Origin of the sequence: Dictyobacter alpinus, assembly GCF_003967575.1 — a bacterium.
Taxonomy (GTDB): Bacteria; Chloroflexota; Ktedonobacteria; order Ktedonobacterales; family Ktedonobacteraceae; genus Dictyobacter; species Dictyobacter alpinus.
The window spans coordinates 847520-870255 of the sequence record NZ_BIFT01000001.1; the positions used below are offsets into that span (position 1 = coordinate 847520).

The window sequence follows — 22736 nt, forward strand, 5'->3', positions numbered from 1 at the left end:
GAGGTATCCTTTGGGATGCCTCCTTTAAATGTAGTATTGATAGGCGTCTAGAGCGTAATCTCAATGGTACCTGGATCAAAGCCATCACCAGTATTGGAACCAAGCAGTAAGGTGGCAGTAGTAGCGTCCTGCGGGATCAGAAAAACGGCCTCTCCGTCCTGATCCGCTGCTTGTGGCGCAAACTTTAGTGGTACAGTCGCTTGCTCTGGCGCAACGGTCGCATTCCCTGCTTTCATACGCATATAATCAAAAGGCGAACCAGCAATGACAGTCTGAGTCAAAGGATTTCCTACCTTCATAGTGACCGATAGATAATGCATCCCCTTGGGAGCTTGCTGTCCATCCAGGCTCCATGAGGTGGTGGTCTGGGTGACAAGGTAATCCAGACTGAGATAACTTGCCTTTTTGTTAATAGTACTCGTCTTTGGTGCATACTTACCCATATCAGCATGGGCCTGGAGTGGAATGTTCAGGCGGGCTTCAGCAGGATCCCCCAGCAGTAATGTCAATTGATTCACTTTGGTCGCAGAAGGTACTGCGAAATCGACGCTACTACTTTTGGTCTCACCAGGAGCAATGGCAGAATAATCTGATGCATAGATGGGAGCAAGCTCTTTACCACCTGGAAGTGCTAGATGAGCAATAGTTGAATAGAAAAGAGTGCCAGCCTTTTTATTCTTATTCATTGCCTGAATATGCAAGCGAAGCATGCCGTCTGTATGCGTTTGAGGATCATCAATGAAGTTATCAGCCTGCTGTGCATTCAACAAGGTGACATCCATACCAGCATAGTTCACGGTCGTCTGTAGATCGCTGGTTGTGATGGTAGCCTGGGTAGCTTTCCCAATACCTAATAGGGGCAAAACAAAATAACCCGCCGTCCCTAAAAGCAATAAAACCACGATTACCAATAAAATCACCCCGGCAGGTCCAATACGGCGGCGTTGTGATCTGGCAGATACTGGCGAGGGAGAAGGCATAAAATTATCTGCATTCTGGGCTGAACGGGAAGCGAACGGTTGCGCTGAATACTGTTCTTGAAATCCTGGAGATGAGGGTGGTTGAGATGAAAAACGCTGTTGTACCCGGGTGGGTGGAACGATCGGCAATCCGCATTTAGCGCAAAAGCGTTGCCGAGGACTCGTTTCGGTCCCACAGCGTGGACAATAAGGGGGAAGTGCCTGTGCCATACCTATGCTGCTCCTTGCTAGTATCTTTGCGTGCTCTGCTGGTTCTATTGTACAACACAAGTCATGAAGCAGAAATAGCATAGGTATGAAGTCAGGGCGCGTCTGGCGCTTTATACTACCAGCGCCAGACGCATAGCATTTACCTGACCATAGCGTTATAGAAATCATTCAGATTAGGCGTTCCTAATCCGGTAGTATAATCCCATCCCTGCGCAGCCTTATAATAAAGGTTATTGCCTTGGGTCACATCGTAATAGGCACGATTGTTTTTCTTCGCAACATCATAGAGTAACTGTGGCGAAGGATTAAACGATTTGCCTTGCTTCAATAGTCCCTGGTTCACTAGGGCCAGACTGGTAGCCCAGATAGGAGCGGCAGCACTGGTACCGCCTACAGAGCCCCATTGTCCTTGAAAGTACACAGCCAGATCGTAGGCGGCGGCTGAAACATCAGGGACCTGACGCTTACCATTGGAGAGATTATTTTTAACGCCCGTCTGATTTTGCCAGGAGGGTTGGCTGAAGACCTTACTTAAACCACCACCTGTCCCCCAGCGGTTTTTACAACTACTGCGGTTAGAACCATCTGACCAGGAAGTTTCCTGGGCTCGTGCCTGCCCACCATCTACTTGTAGGATAGTGCCACCTACAGCAACTGACCAGGGATCACTGGCAGGAAAACTGACCGAGAGATTGCCATACTGGTGGCTACCAAAGGCGCCACAGTCACCGCTGGCGACAAAGACTGTCATATGCTCAACCTTGGTCAACTGCTGAATACTTTGATCAATAGCACGCATATCCTGCTGGGACATTTCCTCTTCCGCCGCACCGAGGCTGATACTTACAGTACTGCCGGAGTTGGCATTATTGACATTATCATCAATAATCTGTTGCAACTCATCGTTCACATTTACCCAGATATCATCCACATTGTTGCTGGTACCATCGGTTTGATACACTTTGATATTGGCTGAACGAGCCAGGCCAGCAACCATTTGAATATCCAATGTCGACTCACCAAGAACATCTTGTGGATGACCATCGACATTGATTGGAGTAACTTTTCCTTTGAAACTGATACAATCCAGATAATTTTGGATGTCACTTTTCATCGAGCCATCAATCTCCACCAGATTGACCGTCATATTTTCCCCATGCAGGCCTTGATTCCAGAGTTGATCAACGCCATACGCATGCGCGATCTCCTTTGGCAGCAATGTCTGGCTGGGAGGCGAGCAATCGGCCTGTGCCTGCTGCGCTTTTGCTGAAGTGGCTGGTGTGAAGGAAGCCTGATGGGTTGGCTGCACGCTATAATTGTCCAGGCCCGTAACAGCTTCGATAGATCCCAACAAGAATTGAGGAACCATCGGCGGCTTTTTAGCATCAGGGGCATAAAAATTTCGACCATTATAGCTATGGGTCACAAATTTAGTCTGCAATACTTTCGCAAAACTACTGGCTTTAGCATCTATTGAGAGATGGGTACGCATCTTACTTAACTTTAATGTGATACCCTGAGGACTAAAAAAGTCCTTAAACTTCTGATACGTACCATCATCGATACCAATCTGTTTAGCGAATTCTTCCAGATGCGATGGTTTACCAGGTTCTATTTTTTGATTCTGAGCTTTTTGCATCAACTTAGGATCTACTTTAAACGTAATCCTGACATGCAGGACAGTGTTATCTGGCACGGAACCAGTCACCTTTGAGTTTAATGCCTCAGCCGGTATACCAAGATCAAGTGGAACCGACTTGAGTGTTTCTGTTGTCCCACAACTTGCTAATGGCATCAAAACAAGGCAAAGGCCAAGCAGGCTAGCAACTATTCGTCCTATACGAATAGGGCTATGATCTAGCAGCCAGCGCATATAACTATACCCCCCAATAAAACTATAGAATGAATTACATGAATACACATCCTGATGTGCATCGATAAAAAAGCATGAGCTATATCTTTTTGTATCACGCATGAGTAACATAAAAAAGTTCAACCTCCAGGCTTTTTGCTACCGATGTCTTTGGGGAATACAACCATCTAGCACCAGTATCAATACAAATCAAAAACAGCACGCGCCCAGAGCAAACACGGCAAAAATACTGCTCAAAGTGGTATAATACAGAAGTTATTGGAAAAAATATTCTATGCCAGCAGAGGATTGAGGAAGACGACGCATGCCAGCATTTAAGGTTGAAGCCCCTTTTGAACCCACCGGTGATCAGCCAGAGGCAATCACCAGAATCGCCGAAAACATTGCGAATGGCGACAAATATCAAACATTACTTGGTGTGACTGGTAGTGGTAAGACATATACCGTAGCAAAAATCGTTGAAAAGCTACAACGTCCAACCCTGGTACTGGCTCCGAACAAGACCCTGGCCGCACAGCTCTACAGCGAATACAAAGAATTTTTTCCCAACAATGCGGTTGAATACTTTGTTTCATACTATGATTACTATCAGCCAGAAGCATATATCGCGCGTACAGATACGTATGTTGAAAAAGAGAGTATGTTGAATGAGGAGATTGAGAAGTTGAGACTGTCAGCGACGCGTAGCCTTTTTGAGCGCCGCGATGTGTTGATTGTCGCCTCAGTCTCTTGTATCTATGGACTGGGTAGTCCTGAAGAGTATGGCGAAGTGGTCATGACGCTGAAAGTGGGAGAAGAGCGTCGGCGCGATAAAATTTTACGCCATCTGACCGAAATCCAATATGAGCGCAACGATGCAAATTTCGTGCGCGGCCGTTTCCGCGTACGCGGAGATGTCTTGGAGATCTTTCCCGCCTATGAGGATGTCGCGGTACGTATTGAATTTTTCGGCGACGAGATTGAGCGCATGACGGATATTGATCCGTTAACCGGTGAGATTCTGAATAAACGCATGCGCCTGGATATCTATCCCGCCAAACACTGGGTTACCACACGTGAACGGCTCTTTAAATCGATCGAACTCATCGATGCAGAGCTAGAGGAGCAACTCAAAGTATTCGAGTCCGAGGGAAAGTTGCTGGAAGCAGCCCGCTTAAAACAGCGTACCAATTTTGATATGGAGATGCTACGCGAAACGGGCTTCTGCTCCGGTGTCGAAAACTACTCCCGCCATCTAGCGGGCCGGGGTCCAGGTGAACAGCCATGGACATTGCTCGACTATATGCCAGATGATTTTCTGATGGTCGTTGATGAGTCGCACGTCGCCCTCCCCCAGGTACGCGGCATGTTCGCGGGTGACCGCTCTCGTAAACAGGTGTTGGTAGATTATGGTTTCCGACTACCATCAGCAATGGATAACCGACCTTTAACTTTTCCTGAATTTGAAGGTGAATTGAAGCAGGCCCTCTTTGTTTCTGCTACTCCAGGACCTTATGAGTACGAACATAGCCAGGAGATCGTCGAACAACTGATTCGACCCACAGGATTGATGGATCCTGAGATCAGTGTGCGACCCACAAAAGGGCAAATCGATGATCTGATTGATGAGATACGCCAACGCGTAGCTAAAAATCAGCGTGTTCTGGTAACAACCCTGACCAAAAAGATGGCTGAAGATCTTGCAGACTATATGCAAGAATTGAATATTAAAGTGCACTATCTACATTCTGAGATTGATACAATCGAGCGCATAGAAATCCTACGTGACTTGCGCCTGGGTGTCTATGATGTGGTTGTGGGTATCAATCTCTTGCGTGAGGGCCTTGACCTTCCTGAGGTGTCCCTGGTGGCTATCCTGGATGCGGATAAAGAAGGCTTCTTACGTTCCGAGGGTTCGCTGATCCAGATTATTGGACGTGCCGCCCGTCACGTCGAAGGTAGCGTCATTATGTATGCCGATCGGACGACGCGATCCATGCAACGCGCTATCGATGAGACCAACCGACGCCGTAAACTTCAGGGAGAATATAATGAGGAGCACCATATCACTCCTCGTGGTATTAAGAAAGAAGTGAAAGATCTCACTGAACGCCTCAAGGCGATCAGTAAAACGGATGAGGCAGGCGCTAAGAGTCCTGCGGCACTACTGGCGGGTATCCCCAAAGATGAAGCCCTACGCTTGATTAAAGACCTTGAGTCACAGATGCGCAATGCTGCTAAACAATTAGAGTTTGAAAAAGCTGGTCAACTTCGCGATCAGATTATCGAGCTGCGCCGCTCAATGCTTGAATAAAAATAGTTCAAAAGACACAAAAAAGAGAGGCAGATAACTGCCTCTCTTTTTTGTGTCTTTTGAAGAAATATTATAATTCTCTTAAAATATCCCAATACACTTCCAGAGAGTGCTGCCGTTCAGGCAATTCGACATTAGATGTTTTCACCCATATATTAGATTATATTCCATCTATGTTACACAATGAGGCTTGTCTATTATTAGTAGAATCACACATCATAGTTAAAATTCGACATTAGATAAATACCGTCTCCTCAATGGCTGTGTTTTTTTTGCGATCTAAACTCTCACCCTTCGTATAAACATTGTACGTAGCCGGTAAAAATCGGGTATAGTATACAGTGTTTTCACAATCCGATTATTGAAAGGAACCCAATACAATCATGACCGATCAGCATGAGCATTCACAGCAACAACATAAAAGTAATTTGCTAAGTGGATCCCAGATTCTTCCTCACCGTGTCCGCCCAAATATGACAGTGACAGAACTTATTGACGAGCAGTTTCAGGCATACAATGGTGCGCGCCTGAATGAGGCGGCGCGCGTTTTCGCAGAGCGTATGCTCAATCCTGAGTTAGATGTCACGGTTGGCCTGACCATGGCAGGAGCATTAACACCAGCCGGCCTGGGAGGCTGCGTGCTGACGTTGATGGAGTATGGCTTTGTCGATTTTATTATCAGTACGGGAGCCAATCTCTATCATGATATCCACCATGCGCTGGCGATGTCGCTGCATCGCGGTGATTTCCGGCTTGACGATGTAAAATTACAGGAAGAGGGAGTCATTCGTATCTATGATATTCTCTTCAATGATAAAGTACTGTTGGACACCGATGCTTTTGTACGAGAGAGCCTGCGGAGCCTGCCCAATCGGCCAATTTCAACCTCAGAGTTACATTACCACCTGGGACAACAATTGCTCAAACTTGGTGTGAAACCTGAGTATTCTGTGCTGGCCCAGGCCGCAGCCTGGAATGTTCCTATCTATACATCCTCTCCTGGCGATTCCTCTATCGGCATGAATGTGGCCCGCAATGCATTGGAGGGCAGCCAACTCACACTGGATCCACTGGCTGATGTCAACGAAACGACCGCTATCGTGCATCATTCTACCCGTAATGGCGTGATTATCCTGGGTGGAGGTAGCCCAAAAAACTTCTATCTACAAACACAGCCACAATTATGGGAAGTACTTGGCATCCAAAAAGGCGGGCACGATTACTTCGTGCAGATTACCGCTGACGCACCTCACTGGGGTGGACTTTCTGGCGCGACCCCCTCGGAGGCGGTCTCCTGGGGCAAAATCAAGCCTGATCAGCTCAATGATGCCGTGGTCGTTTATGGGGATTCTACTATTGCTCTACCACTGCTCACCGCCTACGCAGTAAGCAAGGCGCAGCCTCGTCCGCGCCGCGAACTTTATGCCAGACGCAGAGAAATGCTTGATGAATTAAAAGAGGCATATGAGACAGGTAAACAGGCTCGCCCCTGATGGTCACTTCGATCTAATACACAGTAAACTTGTGTTTAGGTTGAGATAAAAACATCTAAATGGTATTTAGGTTGATTGCTAAATGCCATTTAGGTTGATTGCTTACTGCTAATTAGGTAGAAAGCCATTTCCAATTAGGTGAAAAAATCAGAGCCTAATTGGATTTTGCTTGACAACCTAATGTATAATATCCAACAGTGTGCGGAAAAATGTTGCACACAGTTAAGTTGCAGGATACAACCCATCACGGTAGCCATCTACCTGCACAATCGGAACATATTAGGAGGAAAATGCGATGCTGGTCCATTTGATGCTTGAACTCTATAACATTGACCGCGACATCCTGAGCGATGAGTCATTGTTGCGTCGCACACTGAGTGATTTGCCAGAGCGAGTCGCGATGGAAAAAGTGAGTCCCGTTCATCTCTATGATATTGAAACATCGAATCCACTTGACGCTGGCATGTCAGGCTTTGTGGTTATTGCCCAGAGTCATGTGAGCCTCCATGCGTGGCCCGAGTATGGGGAAGTTGATATTGACATTTGTTCTTGTAAAGAGTTCAGTCAGGAAGATGCCATTGCTTTTGCGAAGGAGATCTTTAAGACTGATGATGTTGAGGCCCATTTTGTGGTGCGTGCAACGCGTTCACTACGTCCTGAAGAGCCTGATCCTGTGCGCTATGAGCAAGCGATGGAAGCCCGCCGCTTAGCTAAACTGGGGGTGCGCTAAGGGCAATAAGCGGAAGGCGAAGTTTATCTTCGCGATCTTAGCCCTGGATGCTGGTGGGTGAGGTGCCTGGCCCTATGAAGAGGAAGGCACCTCACTTTTTTTTGTGTTTTTTTTATATTCTCTGCACAGATGAAACATGCTACAATATTTTCGATAATAAGCTTATTCTGGTATCATTTTTGGTGGATGTGAGCGGCATCAACAAGGAAGGTGTTGTGTAATGGAAGAAGATTTGATCAGTCAGTTTGGGGCGCCGGATGCTCCTTATTGTAATCCTGAGACGGCAAAGATTGCTATTATTCCTGCTCCATTGGAATATAGTGTGTGCTATATGGAGGGGACGCGCATGGGTCCTCAGGCTATTTTAAATGCATCCAGTCAGATGGAGTTGTATGATGAGGAGTTGGACTGTTGTCCGATTGAGGCTGGCGTCTATACCTATCCTGTCTTAGATTATAATGGTATGGATCATGCGACTGCGTTGAAGACGACGGGAGATGCTGTCAGGCATGCACTTGCGCAGGGACAAATTCCGTTAACGTTGGGTGGCGAGCACTCACTATCGGCACCAGTTATTGAGGCTGTCCACGCACAATATCCTGATCTGACAGTGGTTCATATTGATGCCCATGGCGACCTGCGTGATGAATATGAAGGCACTCCTCTTTCCCATGCATCTATTGAGAGGCGTGTGGTCGATATGGGGATTCCATTGCTGGAAATTGGGATTCGTAGCTTTAGTCCTGAAGAGGCTGCGTTTATGAAGACCCAACCAGATGTTGCGATCGTCTGGGCTTATCAATTGGCTAAAGGGCTGGCTCATATTCCGTGGGAACGTTTGAGCAAACATACCTATGTCACGATCGATCTGGACGCTTTTGATCCCGGTGAAATGCCCGCGGTCGGTACACCTGAGCCTGGTGGATTGAGTTGGTATCAGGTACTTGATCTGTTTCAAGAGATCAATAAGCGTAGCTGCATTGTTGGCATGGATGTCGTTGAACTCTGTCCCATGGATGGTCAGACACGCGCCGATTTTCTGGCTGCAAAACTGGTCTATAAGATGATCGGCTATCGCCTCTTCTCCAAATAAGCAACACTCATGCGCACGTTTCTACATCTCAACTTTTGTGTGGGGCCACTTTTACGCGATGAAGTGGCTACCAAAGTGTTGGCACTTTTTGGTGGTATGCAAACGCGTTACAGATGAATCCCGTTACACATGGGCCATTTACCCACAGCACAGCTATAGCATATACGACGCCATGCACTGGAATAAACATGGTCAGCCACTATACAGGAATATGCTCTATGGCTTTTCAAATGCATGCGAAGTGGATCAGGAGCTCAGCTTTTGAAAAAGGATTATAATCCTTTGAACCCGCTTCACCATTCGTTTATAGGCTGGACGCCATTGTGGGTAGAGTAGTGGAAAGAGCAAAAGTTGTGGTATACTAACAGGGACGCGCCCCACACATCCTGGCATCACGGAGCACAGCGCGTTATGCATTCAGAGTAGATGCGGAACGACCGACGGGAGGGAATCTCGATCAAAGATCTTGCCGATCTGTCCACTACTTTTAGGAAATCCCCATATGGCACGCCATGCCATTCAATCAGATGAGTAAAGGCGCTAAAGAAGGCGATGGAAGACGCAAGACGCTTCCACGTAAGCTCATCCAAACAAAATTACGGGTTGCCAATGCGCCAAAGCAAGCCGCGAAAGCGAATGTCTGATTGCTTTTTACAGCTTGACATTGAAAGGAAACATGACCAGAGAATTCAACAAGCAGCGACGAGATGGCTCACGTCCGCCATTTCGCAATTCATCCTCCAGCCGCTACGGAGACGAGGGATCTTCACGTCCAGCTCGGCCTCGCCTCAACCGAGAAATGGTAGATCGCGCCTGGGAAAATGGAGCCAACAGAACACATGCGGATTATCATCCACGCAGTTCCAATGGATCAACCCAGTCTTCCAATAACTGGCGCAGAAATAACAATGACAATTCCTCTCAGCAATCACAGGGTGACCGCCGACCTTATGGCCAACGCCAGGGTGGCAATTATCAGCGCTCAGAACGTCCTTATGGCAATCAACAGGGCCCTCGCTCCCGGTCCTTTAATAATGGCAACCGTTCCGATGATGCTGGCTCCGGCAGACCAGCCTATGGCAACCGTCCAGGCCAGGGTCAGGGCTACGGCAACCGCCCTGCCTATGGCAATCGATCCAATGACGCAGGTACTGGTAGACCTGCCTATGGCAATCGTCCCGCATACGGTAATCGCCCGGCTCAAGGCCAGGGCTATGGCAACCGTCCCGCATACGGTAATCGATCCAATGACGCAGATACCGGCAGACCTGCCTATGGCAATCGATCCAATGATGCAGATACCGGTAGACCTGCCTATGGCAATCGTCCCGCTTATGGTAATCGTCCGGCTCAAGGACAGGGCCAGAACTATGGTAACCGCCGCAGCAATAGCGAAACTCCATATACCCCAAAGGGGCGCCAGGGATCTCGGCCACAGGATCGCAATTCAGCAGCACCCGCTCAGGGAGAATTTACGCCCGGAACACGTGGGGCAGCACGCCATACACGTCCAGAACGCGATTTCCGAGGCAGAGGCAACCCACGACAGTCTTTCCGTCCACGGCCTCAAGAGCCACGCGCACCTAATCCACGCTGGCTAAGCCGTCCAGTTGTCCAGAAAGCACGGGAGGAAAAACGTCAAGAAGAACTCATGCAGCAGTTTGAGGGTGACTACGAGCAGTTTGATGATACTGAAACACCTCAAATTGTTGAGCAGAAGGAGCGTGGTAATAGTTATCAACGATCACGCAATGAGTCGGCTCCAGAAAAGCATGTAACGCGCTTGCCAAATGGCCGGGTCATCAAAGGCTCACGGCCAGCTCAACGTAAAAATGCACAGTTCTGGACCAGCATTGATGGTGACGCAGAGAAGCTCGTCGAGCAGGTAACTGAGAGAGAGCCTGTAGAAGATTCATCTTTTGAGGGCTCCAGATCGACATCTACCAACCGAGCACCACGACGCACTGCCTCCTCACGCGTTAAAAAAGGTAGTAAAAAAACTGAGAATAAACAGCCCGGGACAAGTGGCCCGAAGCCTTCACAAAAAGGCTTTAAATGGCCTTCTCAGGAGTAAGTATTCGTTTTTTGTAACTATTCAGGTCTGGTCGATGCCTACGGCATCAACCAGCTTGTTCTTGTGCCGTTGCAGAAAATTGTCGGCTATGCCAACAATTTTCTGCAACGGCACAAGAACAATGCTTGCTCTGCGAAGCAATGCGAGCATTTGAGCTAGAAATGGTTCTGAATAGTCACTCAGCAACGTTGGATATCCCTCTCCGGAGGGTATCGGAGTAGCGAGCATGTCTTATCCCAGCTATCTTAATCTCTATGAAACAGGCGAATTAGCAAAACGCGCGGATGCGGCCTGGGAAGTTTTACGCAATTGTACTATCTGTCCGCAAAATTGCCACTGCAATCGCATCGCCGGAAAAACAGGTGTCTGCCGCTCTGGTACAGAAGCCATTGTGGCCTCATGGAATGTGCATCGACGTGAAGAGCCACCTATCAGTGGAACACGTGGAGCCGGGACTATTTTCTTTGGCTATTGTCAGGCACGTTGTACTTATTGTCAGAATTTCTCGCTCAGCCAGGGCGGATTGGGCCACCGGGTTGGTCCTGAACGGCTGGCCGATATGATGCTCTATTTACAAAAGAAAAAATGCCACAATCTAGATCTGGTTACCCCAACACACTTTGTACCACAGATTCTAGCCGCACTGGTCATTGCCTGTGAAAAGGGCTTACGCCTGCCCCTGGTTTATAATTGTGCAGGTTATGAGAATCTGGAAACCTTACAATTACTGGATGGTGTGGTAGACATCTATTTGCCCGATTCAAAGTATTCTGACAACAAAAATGCGTTACGTACCTCCAAAATGCCTCGCTATGTTGATCATAATCAGGTAACTTTGCGAGAAATGTATCGCCAGGTTGGTCCTCTAGAATTAGATGAAGAGGGCATTGCCCGACGAGGATTGCTGATCCGTCACCTCGTCATGCCAGAAGATGTTTCAGGGACACGCGACGTGCTGCGCTGGATCGCGGAAGAGCTAGGACCTGAGACACCGGTCAGCCTGATGGACCAATATTTTCCAGCATGGAAAGCCGTTAATGATCCTGTACTTAATCGACGTTTATCCTGGGCGGAATATAATACTGCCCTGGAAGCACTCGATGAGTTTAATTTTACCGCCGGATTTGTTCAGGAAGATCTGGTTGAAGTAGACACAACCTCTAATACGTAATAATAACAGGAGCAATCTTCATAATGAGGATTGCTCCGATGTACAATGGACCAGGCACGTTATAATCTGTAGAAGAAAGCTACACATCTCAATTTGAGACAAGTAATGGCAGTTGTAAGGATCTGACATGCTGTGTAGCCAAACATACGCTGTCAGAGGACACCTGGTTACGTGCCAGAAACATGCAAAATTGGAGAACCCTTATGAACACTACGGCCACGTTGAGCCGAATATTCGCAGGCATCCAGCCAGAACTTGATCAAGTGGATGCCCTTTTTCAAGAACGAGCGACGTCTGGACTTACCATCCTTAATTCCGCTTCCATGCACGCTCTTGCTTCACCTGGCAAACGCCTACGGACAGCTTTGACTGTGCTCTCAGGCAAACTCAATCAGTATGATTTTGCGAAGTTACTGAAATTGAGTGTAGCTTTTGAGATGGTTCATCTGGCAACGCTCATTCACGATGACATTATCGATGAGGCCTCTACACGGCGTGGTAATCCTACCGTCAATGCTCTCTGGGGCGATAAGATCGCGATCTTATTGGGCGATTATTATCTGGCAAAAACTTCTGGCTTGATTGCTGAGATCGAAAATCCACGTATCGATCGCCTGTTCGCGGATACCGTTGCGACAGTCTGTGAAGGCACCATTCTTGAAATGATGACATCCGGTCGAGCTGATCTGACAGTTGAAACCTACTTCGAAAAAATCAAAAATAAGACTGCATGCCTGATTGCTGCCTGTGCTAAAGGTGGCGCGATCTTGAGTGACGCAAACGATGAACAGGTTGAGTGGATCCACTCTTATGGCTTAAACCTGGGCGTTGCATTCCAGATCATTGATGATATTCTCGACTATACAGAAGATCAAAGCACTATCGGCAAACCCGCGGGTAATGATTTGCGTCAGGGTATGGTGACACTACCATTAATCTATGCATTGCAAGAAACATCTCAAAATGGTCATCAGCAACAGGTGCAGACCCTGTTGAATAGCGATGAACATAATGAAAAAGATATACTCGATATCGTGGATTGGGTTACTCATGGCTATGGCGTTACTATGTCTATGAAGGAAGCTCACAATTTTGCCAATAAAGCTCGTGAGGATCTTTATCATTTCCCTAAATCGCCAGATCGCGATGTATTAGATGAAATGATCGATTTTGTCATCAGTCGCAAACGCTAGTGGAATAGTAAAAATAATGACAACAAATACTGCATTAGAAGAAAAATTTCGTGAGGTCGGGGGCAAACGTCCCTATGTCCAGCGTCTGTTTGGACGGATCGCTGGTATTTATGATTTGATGAACAGGTTAATGAGCCTGGGATTGGATAGATACTGGCGCAAACGTGCGGCACGTTATCTGGCTCTGGCCACCGGTCAAACTGGACTTGATCTTGGCGCGGGGACCGCTGATCTATCGATCGCGGTCGTTAATGGTGCTGGTCCTGGCACTAAAATGATCGGGATGGATATCACACCCGAGATGCTAGATGAGGGTCGTCGCAAATTGGTCCGCATGGGACTACAGGACCGCATCGAGTTGCGTGTTGGCGATGCCGAACATATCGATCTACCAGATAATAGCGTCGATGGCTGCTGCTCAGCTTTCATGGTGCGCAATCTGGCCGATATTCCGCAAGGCTTTCGTGAGATGTTACGCGTGGTCCGTCCCGGTGGACGTGTGGTCTGCCTTGAGATCAGCCATCCTCCTGGCAAGATCTTTGGTTCACTCTTCTATCTCTATTTCTATAAATTAGCACCACTTTTTGGTACTATTATTGGAAAAGCTTTTGAAGAATATAACTACCTACCAAACTCGCTTACAACGTTCCCAAAGGCGCCTGCCTTGAAGGAAATCATGGAAGAAGCAGGATGGAGTGATGTACGTTACTACTACCTTAATGGTGGCATTGTTGCTATCCATGTTGGTACGAAAGCTGAATAAACAGCCTCTTTATCGCTGAAGATTGATCGCATAAGCATAATTGTACTCGAATTGGATTTATGCGATCAATCTTCACTTTATTTTTTAACGCTTTTTTCTTCCAATCGCCGAAAGATCCCCTAGAAAATCTTCCAGTGAACTGGCCAGATCGTGTAATTGGGCCGCTTCAACCATAGAAATCTCATGACCGGCATGCGCAACACGATAAAGCATTTGCACGGTGGGATGTTTGGTAGCAGAGACTTCCCTGGATGGCGCACCAAGAAGAGATGCGCGCATCGCATCAACGCTAGCATTTACTTGCTCAAGGTCAGAGATATCAATAAAACTACCAGACCTGGGAGTAGCGTTCTGTGCCACTTCATCTGTAGTCTCCCATTGCCGTCTGGCACGCTTGCCCGCGGCACAATAACAAAATTGTGGCTGTGTCGAATCAGAATTGAGTAAGCCACTATCATCACAAATTGGACAAATAGGCATTGCCCGTCTCCTTGCTCATCCAGAATAGTTGCTGTATGTTCCCACACTATATCATATGCAGGAAAAAACCTTCCCCAACGCGTTACGAGAGGCATTGGTGGCCGCTTAGATAATCCTTTAACATATGCTCGCAGTCAAAAGCCATATGCCCTAGAACAGCCTCAGGATCGCGCCAGCAGGCCTGACCCTCACCAGATCCATGTTCAGTCCCACCTTTTATGTGTCCACGATAGGCAATCGAGACCGCCCGAAACCGTGGATCACGATCCACCGATGAATAGACACCAACAATGTTGGTAATCTCCACATCATAGCCAGTCTCCTCACTAGCTTCTCGACGCACACACTCTTCAAGCGTCTCTTTATAGCGTACGATACCACCAGGAATAGTATACCCCAGCCCATCACTACGATCGACCAGCAAAATCTGGCCATCTTTTTCAATAATCACACAGGCGCTGAGAATCGGCGAAATCTGCCCTAAAGTCAAAAGCGCAATAAGTCGAAAAATAATGCCAGCCAGCAGACCTTTAATCTTCTCTTTCATAATGACCCTCTTCTTTATCTGGTAACGTTGTTGGCTGCTGTTCGCTGGCCTGCGCGTTCCTGGCAGCGATCTGTTGGACTACCTGCGCGGCAACGTGCTCGAAAGCCACGGCCACCGGGGAATCCACCAGACTAACAACGATTGGATACCCTTTATCTCCATTCGTGACGGCAGCAGGATCTAAGGGGATACGTCCAAGCAGAGGCAGTTCATCTAATTGCTGACGACGCTCATGACTCTCAGGAAAAATAGCGGCAGTCTGACCACAGTGGGGACACACAAAACCATCCATATTCTGTACCACACCCAGCACAGGCACATGGGCGCGCTGAAACATGGTTACAGCCTTGGCGGTATCTACACGGGCAATCTCCTGTGGCGTGGTCACCACAATCGCCCCTGTCAGCGCTATCTCACGACATAAAGTAGCCTGTGGTTCACTGGTACCAGGAGGCAGATCAATGATAAGATAATCCAATTCTCCCCAATTCACTGAATAGAGTAATTGACGTATCAGCATGCCTAACGCATCAGCTATGGGCGCGACAGCCTGTTCCTCGCCAATAAAAAATCCCACCGACATAATCTTGATACCATAACGCTGCAACGGCGGAATCTTTTTCTCTACGGCCAGATCTTTGCGTTCCGCCAGCGGCAAAATCACCTCGGCTTTGGCATCGGCACGTTTACGCACACCAACCATCATCGGGATACTTGGCCCATAAGCATCTCCATCCAATAAACCAACTCGAGCCCCCTGCCTGGCGAGAGATACAGCCAGATTCACACTCACCGTCGACTTACCCACACCCCCTTTACCACTTCCCACAACAATCACAGCCCCAATATGCTCTAATTGTTCACGTCGTAGCTGGTGACTCATCATGCCTCCCCCAAAAGAATACAAATATCCTCTCTTTATAAATCAGTATAAAAGTAATTTATGTATTTGACAAGCTTGCACGTTTAAAAAAAGTGCGCTTCAAATGCAGTATATGCTGCTACTATTTTACAGCTTATATCTACTATATTGTGTAGACTATTTCTGTTGAGCCACCAAATCAATGCTAATCACGACTTTGTTTTCAGCGATCGCAACATTAGCAAGGTTAGGAGGCTGGATGCCAAAATCAGTCATAAATAGACTCGTGCTGGCGGTTCCTGTAATCGTATTACCACTAACTTTACCTGTTACTGCAAAGGTTTCTTGATTGGTTTTCCCATGCATAGTTAGATTACCGGGCAATTGAAATGAGACCTGCTGTCCGTCAGTATACTGTACAGGTAAACCTGCGGCACAGGTCGAGGTAAATTCAGCATTGGGATACGTATCTGTTTCCAGAGCCTGTGTCCGTACATATTGATCCCTCCTTGGCTCATCGGTCTTTAGAGTGCTCAGGTTCACCGTCAAATGTAATGTAGCCACCTGTGGAGCTTGTTTTGTGCTCACACGAAATGTTCCATGAACATCCCTGGTCTTACCAATAGCATCTGTACTCGGCAAGTTGCGAATGATTAGATTCTCGTGCACTTTATAGCTAGCCGTCGTCTTGTCTGGCACAATCTCGAATGAGCGCAGGTCTGTACTCGAGGATGCTGGATTACAATTAACCGCCACTCCCGGCGCCTCACGAGGTGCATTGGCCTGCTGCGCAAAATAAAAAGAATAGGCAATACCCGCAGCTACAATGACTACCACGATAGCTACAACTATCAGAAGAGCTGTACGGCGTTTCATATGAAACCTCCCAGGGAAAAATAGTACATCTATTTCTGCTCACATTGTACGACACAGTTATGTGCACCAGATGAGAAATACGATTTTTTCACCAGGGAGAGATGAATAAACAGCCATAAAACAGCATTATTGGAAACGAGCATAAGATCTGGGAACAATAGCATTAAGTCGATAAGCCAGATCATCTATATTCGATAATGCACCATTCAAATGCACGTGGTGACCGCCATGCAACATCAGCTTGATACGAGCAGTTGGTACAGGCCTAAAGCTCTGATCATCACCAGCCTGCCACGGTTGATAAGATATCTGGAAGATCTCTGGCCAGCGTACAATCTGGCTTCGGCCATGTATCTGCTTGATCAAGCCATCCCGGTACAGGTAAACACGCTGCTGGCGATTACGTGGGCTGATCACTGGCCAGTTTCCCCATTTTCGCCTTGTGGAAGTACTATAGGCAATCACAAGCGGCAAGATTATTGTCGGAAGTGGATAGAAAGAATAATAAGAAAAAAAGTGGAATAAATTTAATGCCATCAGAACAATGTATATGATATTTAACAGCATGTAAACAAGCGCAGCGCTAAGGATAAGAGCCTGGATCCTATAACGGCGAATATCTTTCTGCGTATATACAACATAATATGCGGCCTCTAAAGATCCCAGTTGGTTACGCTCACCTAATTGCTGGCCCTCTCCAGGTGGAGTTGCTTCCATGGCAGAATATTGCTCTATCACTATTCTGTTCTCCTTTGACGGTATATTTATGCTTCCCATACTGAGCTTCAGTCATTCCCTAGAAGTACGACATATAAAGAAAAAAGGATTCAAGTGCAACATCAATGGCATTTATTTTATTTACGCTAAAAGGTGTAGCAGAAATCTGTGAATAACAAGAAAAAGCTCTTGATTGTAGATCAACTAGCTATAGGAAGAGGTCACGCCATACGCTATAATAGTGGAAAGAATGACGGAAGGTACTCACCTATATCATTACATACTTGAGGGAAGACCATGTCCAATATAGATCATCCTCATGTTCCAGCTCTAGAGCCAGGACAGATCCTACCAGCCTTTAGCCTACCAGGGGCAGATGGTATGCCTCATAGTCCGTGGGATTATAAGCAGCGAGAACATCTAGTAATTCTCTTTTTAACGGATGTTTCCTCAGCAACTGAGCGGGCTTTGTTGCAGGATTATGCACGCGCCTATGCTAATTTTCGCGAAGAGCAATGTGCCGTACTTGCGGTTACAGCCAATGCGGTACTGATGAATCTGCAAACTCAGGAAGAATTACGCCTGCCGTTTCCATTGCTCTCGGATGTGCAAGGAAAGGTAATTACGCGCTATACGCAATGGAATGCTACGGAGCATACTTTATTGCCATGCATCATACTGGCAGATCGCTATAGCGCCCTCTATCGACGCTGGATCGCAGAAAATATCAGCGATTTGCCCGGCTCACAAGAGCTGTTGGATAGTTTACAATACCTGAATAAACTGTGTACTCCATAAGTAGTCCATTTTCTGATGCTACAGATACCACACTAGCTGTAATTATCTATTAATGCGTATGTATAAATAAGCGCGGATCAGAAAAAAAGCATCCTCCCCTCTGTCATGAAAGGATACATATGACGCAACAAAATCCATCACAGGCAACGGAATGGAATCTGACAACCAGACTTGTCCATGGAGGTCGCCACAAAGGTGCACATCCTGGTGAGAGTGGCAATCCAACGGTCCGACCAATCTATGCCAGCACCACATACATGCATGATAATGTTGAGGCACTGGATCAAGCTTTTAGTGGTAAAACAACTGATGGTCAGCCGGCCTATGTTTATGCTCGTCAGGGGAATCCAAATGCCTATGGCTTTGAGAGCGCTATGGCAAATATTGAGGGCGGTGTAGGGGCAGTCGCATTTGGATCTGGGATGGCTGCGATGCATGCAGCCTTACTGGCGGCTGGACTGACAACAGGCACAAAAATCGTTGCCTCACAGGATCTCTATGGTCCTACGATCACCCTGTTGCGGAAGTTATTTTCTACCATCGGGACACAATTAGTGCTGGCAGATTTTTGCCAACCAGAGATCTATGAGCTGATTCGTAATGAAGAACCAGACGTTATTTATGTTGAGACCGTTTCCAATCCTCTCACCAGGATCGTGGATCTCGATGCGATCAGTGCAGTAGCTCAGGAAATTGGTGCAGTCACGATTGTGGATAGCACCTTTAGTACACCATATCTAGTCAGACCAATCGAACATGGCTTTGATCTGGTCATCCATAGCACAACCAAATATATCGGTGGACATGGCGATAGCACGGGCGGAATTGTGATTAGCGCCAAAAATACGCTGCTCAATCAACTGCGTGATTATAGTAATCTGCTTGGTGCTATGCTGAGTCCTTTTGAGGCACATCTCATGTCGCGTGGTCTGCGCACCCTCTCATTACGTATGGAGCGCCAGTGCAACAATGCAATGGAGGTCGCACGCTTCCTCCAACAGCATCCGGCCGTTGCGCAGGTACACTATCCTGGATTGCCTGAACATCCATCCCACCAACTGGCAAGCAAGTTAATGGATCATGAACAATTCGGTGGACTTCTGGCCTTTGAACTCCAGGCTCAATCCCGTGAAGCAGTTTTTCGCTTCATAGATAAACTAGAGTTGTGTATTTCAGCCACCTCGCTAGGAGATGTCTTTACGCTGGTCAGCTATCCTCCCATCTCATCACATCGAACCTTAAATGCCGCTGAACTTCATAAGATGGGCATCAGTAATGGCTGCGTGCGCTTATCTGTTGGTATTGAGGATGTCAAAGATATCATCAGTGATCTGCATCAGGCACTCGCCTATTAAGATAGTCTCTGATTCCTATGAAATCTACGGATCGCTGATCATTGTTTTCGCGCCTCCAGCGCTCCAAGGTTCGCGCCTCCAGCGCTTCAAAGTTTTTTAAGTGTGGTGTCAAAATATGAGCTTTGCTCATATTTTGACACCACACTTAAAAGAAGGATGGGCCCTTCAGGGCCCGCGTGCGGCTGGTTGTCTGTTCCTCGGTAAGAGTAGCAATCAAACACTATTTACAATATAAAAAGATGATTGCTGGTAAAACGGATATGTATGCGATCTCGCCTCTAAACAGTTACTTTGTATGTCGAATATATCTACCAGGAATCAAATCCTCACCATCACCACCGGCTGAAGAGGCCATCACATTTAATCCTTCTGTCTTAGGATTAACGACCAATCCATTATTTAATGAGCGCACACCTTCAAAACTGCGGGCAATCTCCTCGGCGTCAGCCTTCTGCTGAGCTGTGCGAACAGAACCACTCAGGCGAACATGGCCTAAACGAGGATAGACACCAATTGGCAGGTCACGGGTACGCTCGTCGCGACCCAGGGCCATTGCCAGGTCAGCGGCCAGTTCATCGTCTCCAATCAGACGATTCTTGATCTCAAGCAATCCCTGTACACCCGACGCCTGGTCCTCAACCATATCACCACGCAACGAGCTAGAGATATTACCATCCATATATAACACACTGTCCAACACGCGGAATCTCATGCCAGGAAAATCAACGTGTATAGGGGTCATATCAAAAATTACCGCCTCAACTTCACGCTGAAGATCTTCGTCGGTGCGGTACGCAGGTAATGTCTGGAAAATAGGTTCAGGCACATTTGCACTAATAGTATCATTATCAACTTTAACAATATATTCTGGACGTAGCAAAAGATCCTGGTTGGCTCGCAGCGAATGTGCGACTATATAAGCCAATTCACCGGTCTGAGGATGTGCTGCGACAAGCTTCAATGTACCCTTTGCATTCGAACCAGATTCCTGGACAGAGCTACGCGCATCTAAAACCGCGCCTGTAGCCTGCGTTGAGGCCACAGCCAGTTCTTCACGGGTCATAGTAACAACGATGCCATTACCAGAAGCTGTCTCAACGGCTGAAAAAGGTACATAAACTGTTTTACCAAAAAAACGACCCGTTTTCACGCCCACAGAAAGAATTCGTCGTGAACTGGGGTCTATGCCCAAATGGGAAAGGGTTCCGCCTTCTCCATTAGAGCAAACGACTTTACCTCCAAAATGGAATGTCTCCATCTCAGAGATCCGAGTTGATTTGTCCATCTATCGTCTAACCTCATCTTGATTACTCAACCAATACAACCTGAAACAAGCTATATCGTTATACTAATGTGAGTGTAGCACTTTATACTCGTGAATGACAAGATACATCACCACCGTATGGCGACGGTACGCTTATTATATATACATCTATTACGCACCGCAAAAAGAAAGATGGACAGGCCAATACGGCCTGCTTCAGACAGAGGAAAAAATGAGTCATCCCAAATTTTTGGAACAAAAGTCCAAAACCGGGGTGCAGGGGCGGAGCGCCCTGCCGGGGGTGCTGACTTTTTATCACAAATCTAGTTGATTCGAAAGGAGGGAGGCGAGTTGCACTCCCTGCAACACGTTCTGGATATACATCCATCCCAGCCACAAGGTTTTCCATCCGGGTGGACCATCGCCTTTGCGACCCAAGTAGCCACCTTGACGTGCAATGCCATGCCAGCATTGCCGCACTGTCATGGTTTGTGCTGGATGCCCACTCAAATGAGCCACCACCAGCACAATGTCAGTGGGTATCACTACCCGCGCCAACTCGTCAGGACATTGACGCGAAAGCACGCGCAATTGCAACAAGCGCACGGCAATGGGGGCAATGATGCCCAACAATGTTCGCAATCCCTCGTAATCTCGAATCTCTCGTTCTTCCATATGGCATCCCGTTTTGAGACCTTGGTGATAGTCCTCAACAATCCAACGCCTGCGATACCACGCGACCCGTTCTTGAGCCTGAGTGGCTGTGGTGGTGGGAATCGAGCTCAACAAGATCCAGTCCAAGGCTTCAACCCCTTCCGGGGGATCAGGTTCCCATGCGCGGATCACCCAGATCACCAGCGGACGCCACTGGTTGGCTTCCCGGGTGCGGGGAGGCAACAGACGCACACACTGCCAACTCACTGCCAAAAGGACCTTGCGGGTCGGGTGTTTCTGGCTACACTTGAGCTCCATCCACATGCTCGATCGAATAGGCATCTGCTTGACCATCTCCAGCAAATGCAGCGTTGGGCTACGATGATGATGCGATCGTGGAGGCACAGGTGCCTCCCCCTGTTCCACCAACAGATCAATACAGCGATCTTCATAGGCCCGGACGAGAAAATCACACCCCTGCTCTCGGCATTGGCGCATGAACGAAAAGATGTCACTGTAGCGGTCGCCCACATGAATCCATTGACAGCCAACAGGAGGCGAGCCCAGTGTGAGCACACTACGTTCCCATACCTCCGATTCCCGTTCGCGTTTCCAGCGTTGCTGTTTGCTCTCTTTCTCAGGGGCTGGCTGGCGCAAAAAGGGTTCTTGATGAGCCAATCCCAACAACTGATCATGCTGGGGGACAACAGCCAGGACGCTTTGCAACAGAAAGCCGTGATGCGTTCCATTTCCAATGGGTCCCAGTCCACGTGTCGTAGGATGAGCCTGGTAATCCATCTCCGTGGTATCCTGAATCAACAAGACTTGCCGATGCTGGTGGCAGGCTTGTCGTGTGTGCTCCCAATGGGGGGCAACCAGACGTTCATACGAGGTATGCGACGAATGCACAAATCGATAGGACGCTTGCAAAGCCGCTGGGTTCAATACACCAGGCAGAGACGCTTGTGGATTCTGCGCCAGATGAAACGCAAGATCGACGGCACGCTTCACACGACGTGGATCGCCCAGTTGGACCGAGCCAAAGGTTGCTTGGGCCCACTGCTGAGACGACAACAAGATTGCTGGGGACAACATCACCTTCTCCTTTCTCTTCGTTCTTGGCTATTCCAATGGCATGCGTACCAAGAATCGTGGCTTTTCTACTCCCACGATTCGACGACTAAAAATGTGATAAAAAGTCAGCCGGGGGTGCGGGGGTGTCCCCCGAAAAACCCTTTTTTTTCTTTTGCGCGCCGCCTGCGGCGGCGCGCGAGGGAAGAAGAGAAACGAGGGGACACCCCTCAAACCCC

General features: G+C 47.8%; 19 protein-coding genes. 10 read left to right on the forward strand and 9 right to left on the reverse strand.

Features of this window, described 5'->3' with window-relative positions:
* Window positions 1-47 precede the first annotated feature (47 nt).
* Both EL633_RS03345 and EL633_RS03350 read right to left on the reverse strand, forming a co-directional pair.
* On the reverse strand, window positions 48-1190 hold the full coding sequence (locus EL633_RS03345; RefSeq protein WP_161981911.1) for a zinc ribbon domain-containing protein: 1143 nt from the start codon (window positions 1188-1190) through the stop codon (window positions 48-50).
* Window positions 1191-1329: 139 nt separating this feature from the next.
* Window positions 1330-3063, reverse strand: a complete 1734-nt coding sequence (locus tag EL633_RS03350; protein ID WP_161981912.1) for a S53 family peptidase — start codon at window positions 3061-3063, stop codon at window positions 1330-1332.
* Between the two features lie 304 nt (window positions 3064-3367).
* On the opposite strand from EL633_RS03350, the gene uvrB reads away from it, so the two are divergent.
* From uvrB to EL633_RS03390, 8 genes are all read left to right on the forward strand, one after another.
* A complete protein-coding gene (gene uvrB / locus EL633_RS03355; RefSeq protein ID WP_126625835.1) occupies window positions 3368-5356 on the forward strand; it encodes an excinuclease ABC subunit UvrB in 1989 nt (662 codons plus the stop codon).
* A 383-nt stretch (window positions 5357-5739) separates the two neighbouring features.
* Window positions 5740-6849 carry a homospermidine biosynthesis protein gene (locus tag EL633_RS03360; RefSeq protein ID WP_126625836.1) on the forward strand — a complete coding sequence of 370 codons (1110 nt, stop codon included), beginning with the start codon at window positions 5740-5742 and terminating at the stop codon, window positions 6847-6849.
* Window positions 6850-7144: 295 nt separating this feature from the next.
* Window positions 7145-7579 (forward strand): S-adenosylmethionine decarboxylase family protein, encoded by a 435-nt coding sequence (locus EL633_RS03365; RefSeq protein WP_126625837.1) that lies wholly within the window; start codon window positions 7145-7147, stop codon window positions 7577-7579.
* Window positions 7580-7799: 220 nt separating this feature from the next.
* Window positions 7800-8672 (forward strand): agmatinase, encoded by an 873-nt coding sequence (gene speB, locus EL633_RS03370; protein ID WP_126625838.1) that lies wholly within the window; start codon window positions 7800-7802, stop codon window positions 8670-8672.
* 676 nt (window positions 8673-9348) lie between these two features.
* The gene (locus EL633_RS03375) at window positions 9349-10746 is read left to right on the forward strand and encodes a hypothetical protein (protein ID WP_126625839.1); all 1398 of its coding nucleotides are present in this window, start codon (window positions 9349-9351) and stop codon (window positions 10744-10746) included.
* Window positions 10747-10972: 226 nt separating this feature from the next.
* Window positions 10973-11917 carry a radical SAM protein gene (locus EL633_RS03380; protein ID WP_126625840.1) on the forward strand — a complete coding sequence of 315 codons (945 nt, stop codon included), beginning with the start codon at window positions 10973-10975 and terminating at the stop codon, window positions 11915-11917.
* A gap of 203 nt (window positions 11918-12120) precedes the next feature.
* Window positions 12121-13110, forward strand: a complete 990-nt coding sequence (locus EL633_RS03385) for a polyprenyl synthetase family protein (protein ID WP_161981913.1) — start codon at window positions 12121-12123, stop codon at window positions 13108-13110.
* A 16-nt stretch (window positions 13111-13126) separates the two neighbouring features.
* Window positions 13127-13873, forward strand: coding sequence for a ubiquinone/menaquinone biosynthesis methyltransferase (locus EL633_RS03390; protein WP_126625842.1), 747 nt, complete (start codon window positions 13127-13129; stop codon window positions 13871-13873).
* Window positions 13874-13957: 84 nt separating this feature from the next.
* On the opposite strand, the gene EL633_RS03395 is transcribed toward EL633_RS03390, so the two are convergent.
* From EL633_RS03395 to EL633_RS03415, 5 genes are all read right to left on the reverse strand, one after another.
* A complete protein-coding gene (locus tag EL633_RS03395) occupies window positions 13958-14353 on the reverse strand; it encodes a hypothetical protein (protein WP_126625843.1) in 396 nt (131 codons plus the stop codon).
* 82 nt (window positions 14354-14435) lie between these two features.
* Window positions 14436-14900: an NUDIX domain-containing protein gene (locus EL633_RS03400; RefSeq protein WP_126625844.1), complete on the reverse strand. Its 465-nt coding sequence runs from the start codon at window positions 14898-14900 to the stop codon at window positions 14436-14438.
* Window positions 14884-15786 carry an Mrp/NBP35 family ATP-binding protein gene (locus tag EL633_RS03405; protein WP_126625845.1) on the reverse strand — a complete coding sequence of 301 codons (903 nt, stop codon included), beginning with the start codon at window positions 15784-15786 and terminating at the stop codon, window positions 14884-14886. Before EL633_RS03405 ends, EL633_RS03400 begins: the two co-directional genes overlap by 17 nt.
* A 153-nt stretch (window positions 15787-15939) precedes the next feature.
* Window positions 15940-16638, reverse strand: coding sequence for a YceI family protein (locus EL633_RS03410; protein ID WP_126625846.1), 699 nt, complete (start codon window positions 16636-16638; stop codon window positions 15940-15942).
* A gap of 126 nt (window positions 16639-16764) precedes the next feature.
* Entirely contained in the window at window positions 16765-17376 is a 612-nt protein-coding gene (locus EL633_RS03415) for a hypothetical protein (RefSeq protein WP_126625847.1), read from the reverse strand.
* A 276-nt stretch (window positions 17377-17652) separates the two neighbouring features.
* On the opposite strand from EL633_RS03415, the gene EL633_RS03420 reads away from it, so the two are divergent.
* Window positions 17653-18153, forward strand: coding sequence for a redoxin domain-containing protein (locus EL633_RS03420; protein WP_126625848.1), 501 nt, complete (start codon window positions 17653-17655; stop codon window positions 18151-18153).
* Window positions 18154-18272: 119 nt separating this feature from the next.
* Window positions 18273-19508: a trans-sulfuration enzyme family protein gene (locus EL633_RS03425; protein ID WP_126625849.1), complete on the forward strand. Its 1236-nt coding sequence runs from the start codon at window positions 18273-18275 to the stop codon at window positions 19506-19508.
* Between the two features lie 286 nt (window positions 19509-19794).
* Here EL633_RS03425 and EL633_RS03430 read toward each other — a convergent pair whose 3' ends face one another.
* Together EL633_RS03430 and EL633_RS03435 are read right to left on the reverse strand one after the other, a co-directional pair.
* Entirely contained in the window at window positions 19795-20793 is a 999-nt protein-coding gene (locus tag EL633_RS03430; RefSeq protein WP_126625850.1) for a BON domain-containing protein, read from the reverse strand.
* A 294-nt stretch (window positions 20794-21087) separates the two neighbouring features.
* Window positions 21088-22521 carry an IS4 family transposase gene (locus EL633_RS03435; RefSeq protein ID WP_126625851.1) on the reverse strand — a complete coding sequence of 478 codons (1434 nt, stop codon included), beginning with the start codon at window positions 22519-22521 and terminating at the stop codon, window positions 21088-21090.
* Between the last annotated feature and the right edge of the window lie 215 nt (window positions 22522-22736).

Excerpts from the sequence above, each read along its gene's own strand:
- EL633_RS03345 (WP_161981911.1), bottom strand. The coding sequence starts at position 1,190 with ATGGCACAGGCACTTCCCCCTTATTGTCCACGCTGTGGGACCGAAACG.
- EL633_RS03350 (WP_161981912.1), bottom strand. The coding sequence starts at position 3,063 with ATGCGCTGGCTGCTAGATCATAGCCCTATTCGTATAGGACGAATAGTT.
- uvrB (WP_126625835.1), top strand. The coding sequence starts at position 3,368 with ATGCCAGCATTTAAGGTTGAAGCCCCTTTTGAACCCACCGGTGATCAG.
- EL633_RS03360 (WP_126625836.1), top strand. The coding sequence starts at position 5,740 with ATGACCGATCAGCATGAGCATTCACAGCAACAACATAAAAGTAATTTG.
- EL633_RS03365 (WP_126625837.1), top strand. The coding sequence starts at position 7,145 with ATGCTGGTCCATTTGATGCTTGAACTCTATAACATTGACCGCGACATC.
- speB (WP_126625838.1), top strand. The coding sequence starts at position 7,800 with ATGGAAGAAGATTTGATCAGTCAGTTTGGGGCGCCGGATGCTCCTTAT.
- EL633_RS03375 (WP_126625839.1), top strand. The coding sequence starts at position 9,349 with ATGACCAGAGAATTCAACAAGCAGCGACGAGATGGCTCACGTCCGCCA.
- EL633_RS03380 (WP_126625840.1), top strand. The coding sequence starts at position 10,973 with ATGTCTTATCCCAGCTATCTTAATCTCTATGAAACAGGCGAATTAGCA.
- EL633_RS03385 (WP_161981913.1), top strand. The coding sequence starts at position 12,121 with ATGAACACTACGGCCACGTTGAGCCGAATATTCGCAGGCATCCAGCCA.
- EL633_RS03390 (WP_126625842.1), top strand. The coding sequence starts at position 13,127 with ATGACAACAAATACTGCATTAGAAGAAAAATTTCGTGAGGTCGGGGGC.
- EL633_RS03395 (WP_126625843.1), bottom strand. The coding sequence starts at position 14,353 with ATGCCTATTTGTCCAATTTGTGATGATAGTGGCTTACTCAATTCTGAT.
- EL633_RS03400 (WP_126625844.1), bottom strand. The coding sequence starts at position 14,900 with ATGAAAGAGAAGATTAAAGGTCTGCTGGCTGGCATTATTTTTCGACTT.
- EL633_RS03405 (WP_126625845.1), bottom strand. The coding sequence starts at position 15,786 with ATGATGAGTCACCAGCTACGACGTGAACAATTAGAGCATATTGGGGCT.
- EL633_RS03410 (WP_126625846.1), bottom strand. The coding sequence starts at position 16,638 with ATGAAACGCCGTACAGCTCTTCTGATAGTTGTAGCTATCGTGGTAGTC.
- EL633_RS03420 (WP_126625848.1), top strand. The coding sequence starts at position 17,653 with ATGTCCAATATAGATCATCCTCATGTTCCAGCTCTAGAGCCAGGACAG.
- EL633_RS03425 (WP_126625849.1), top strand. The coding sequence starts at position 18,273 with ATGACGCAACAAAATCCATCACAGGCAACGGAATGGAATCTGACAACC.
- EL633_RS03430 (WP_126625850.1), bottom strand. The coding sequence starts at position 20,793 with ATGGACAAATCAACTCGGATCTCTGAGATGGAGACATTCCATTTTGGA.
- EL633_RS03435 (WP_126625851.1), bottom strand. The coding sequence starts at position 22,521 with ATGTTGTCCCCAGCAATCTTGTTGTCGTCTCAGCAGTGGGCCCAAGCA.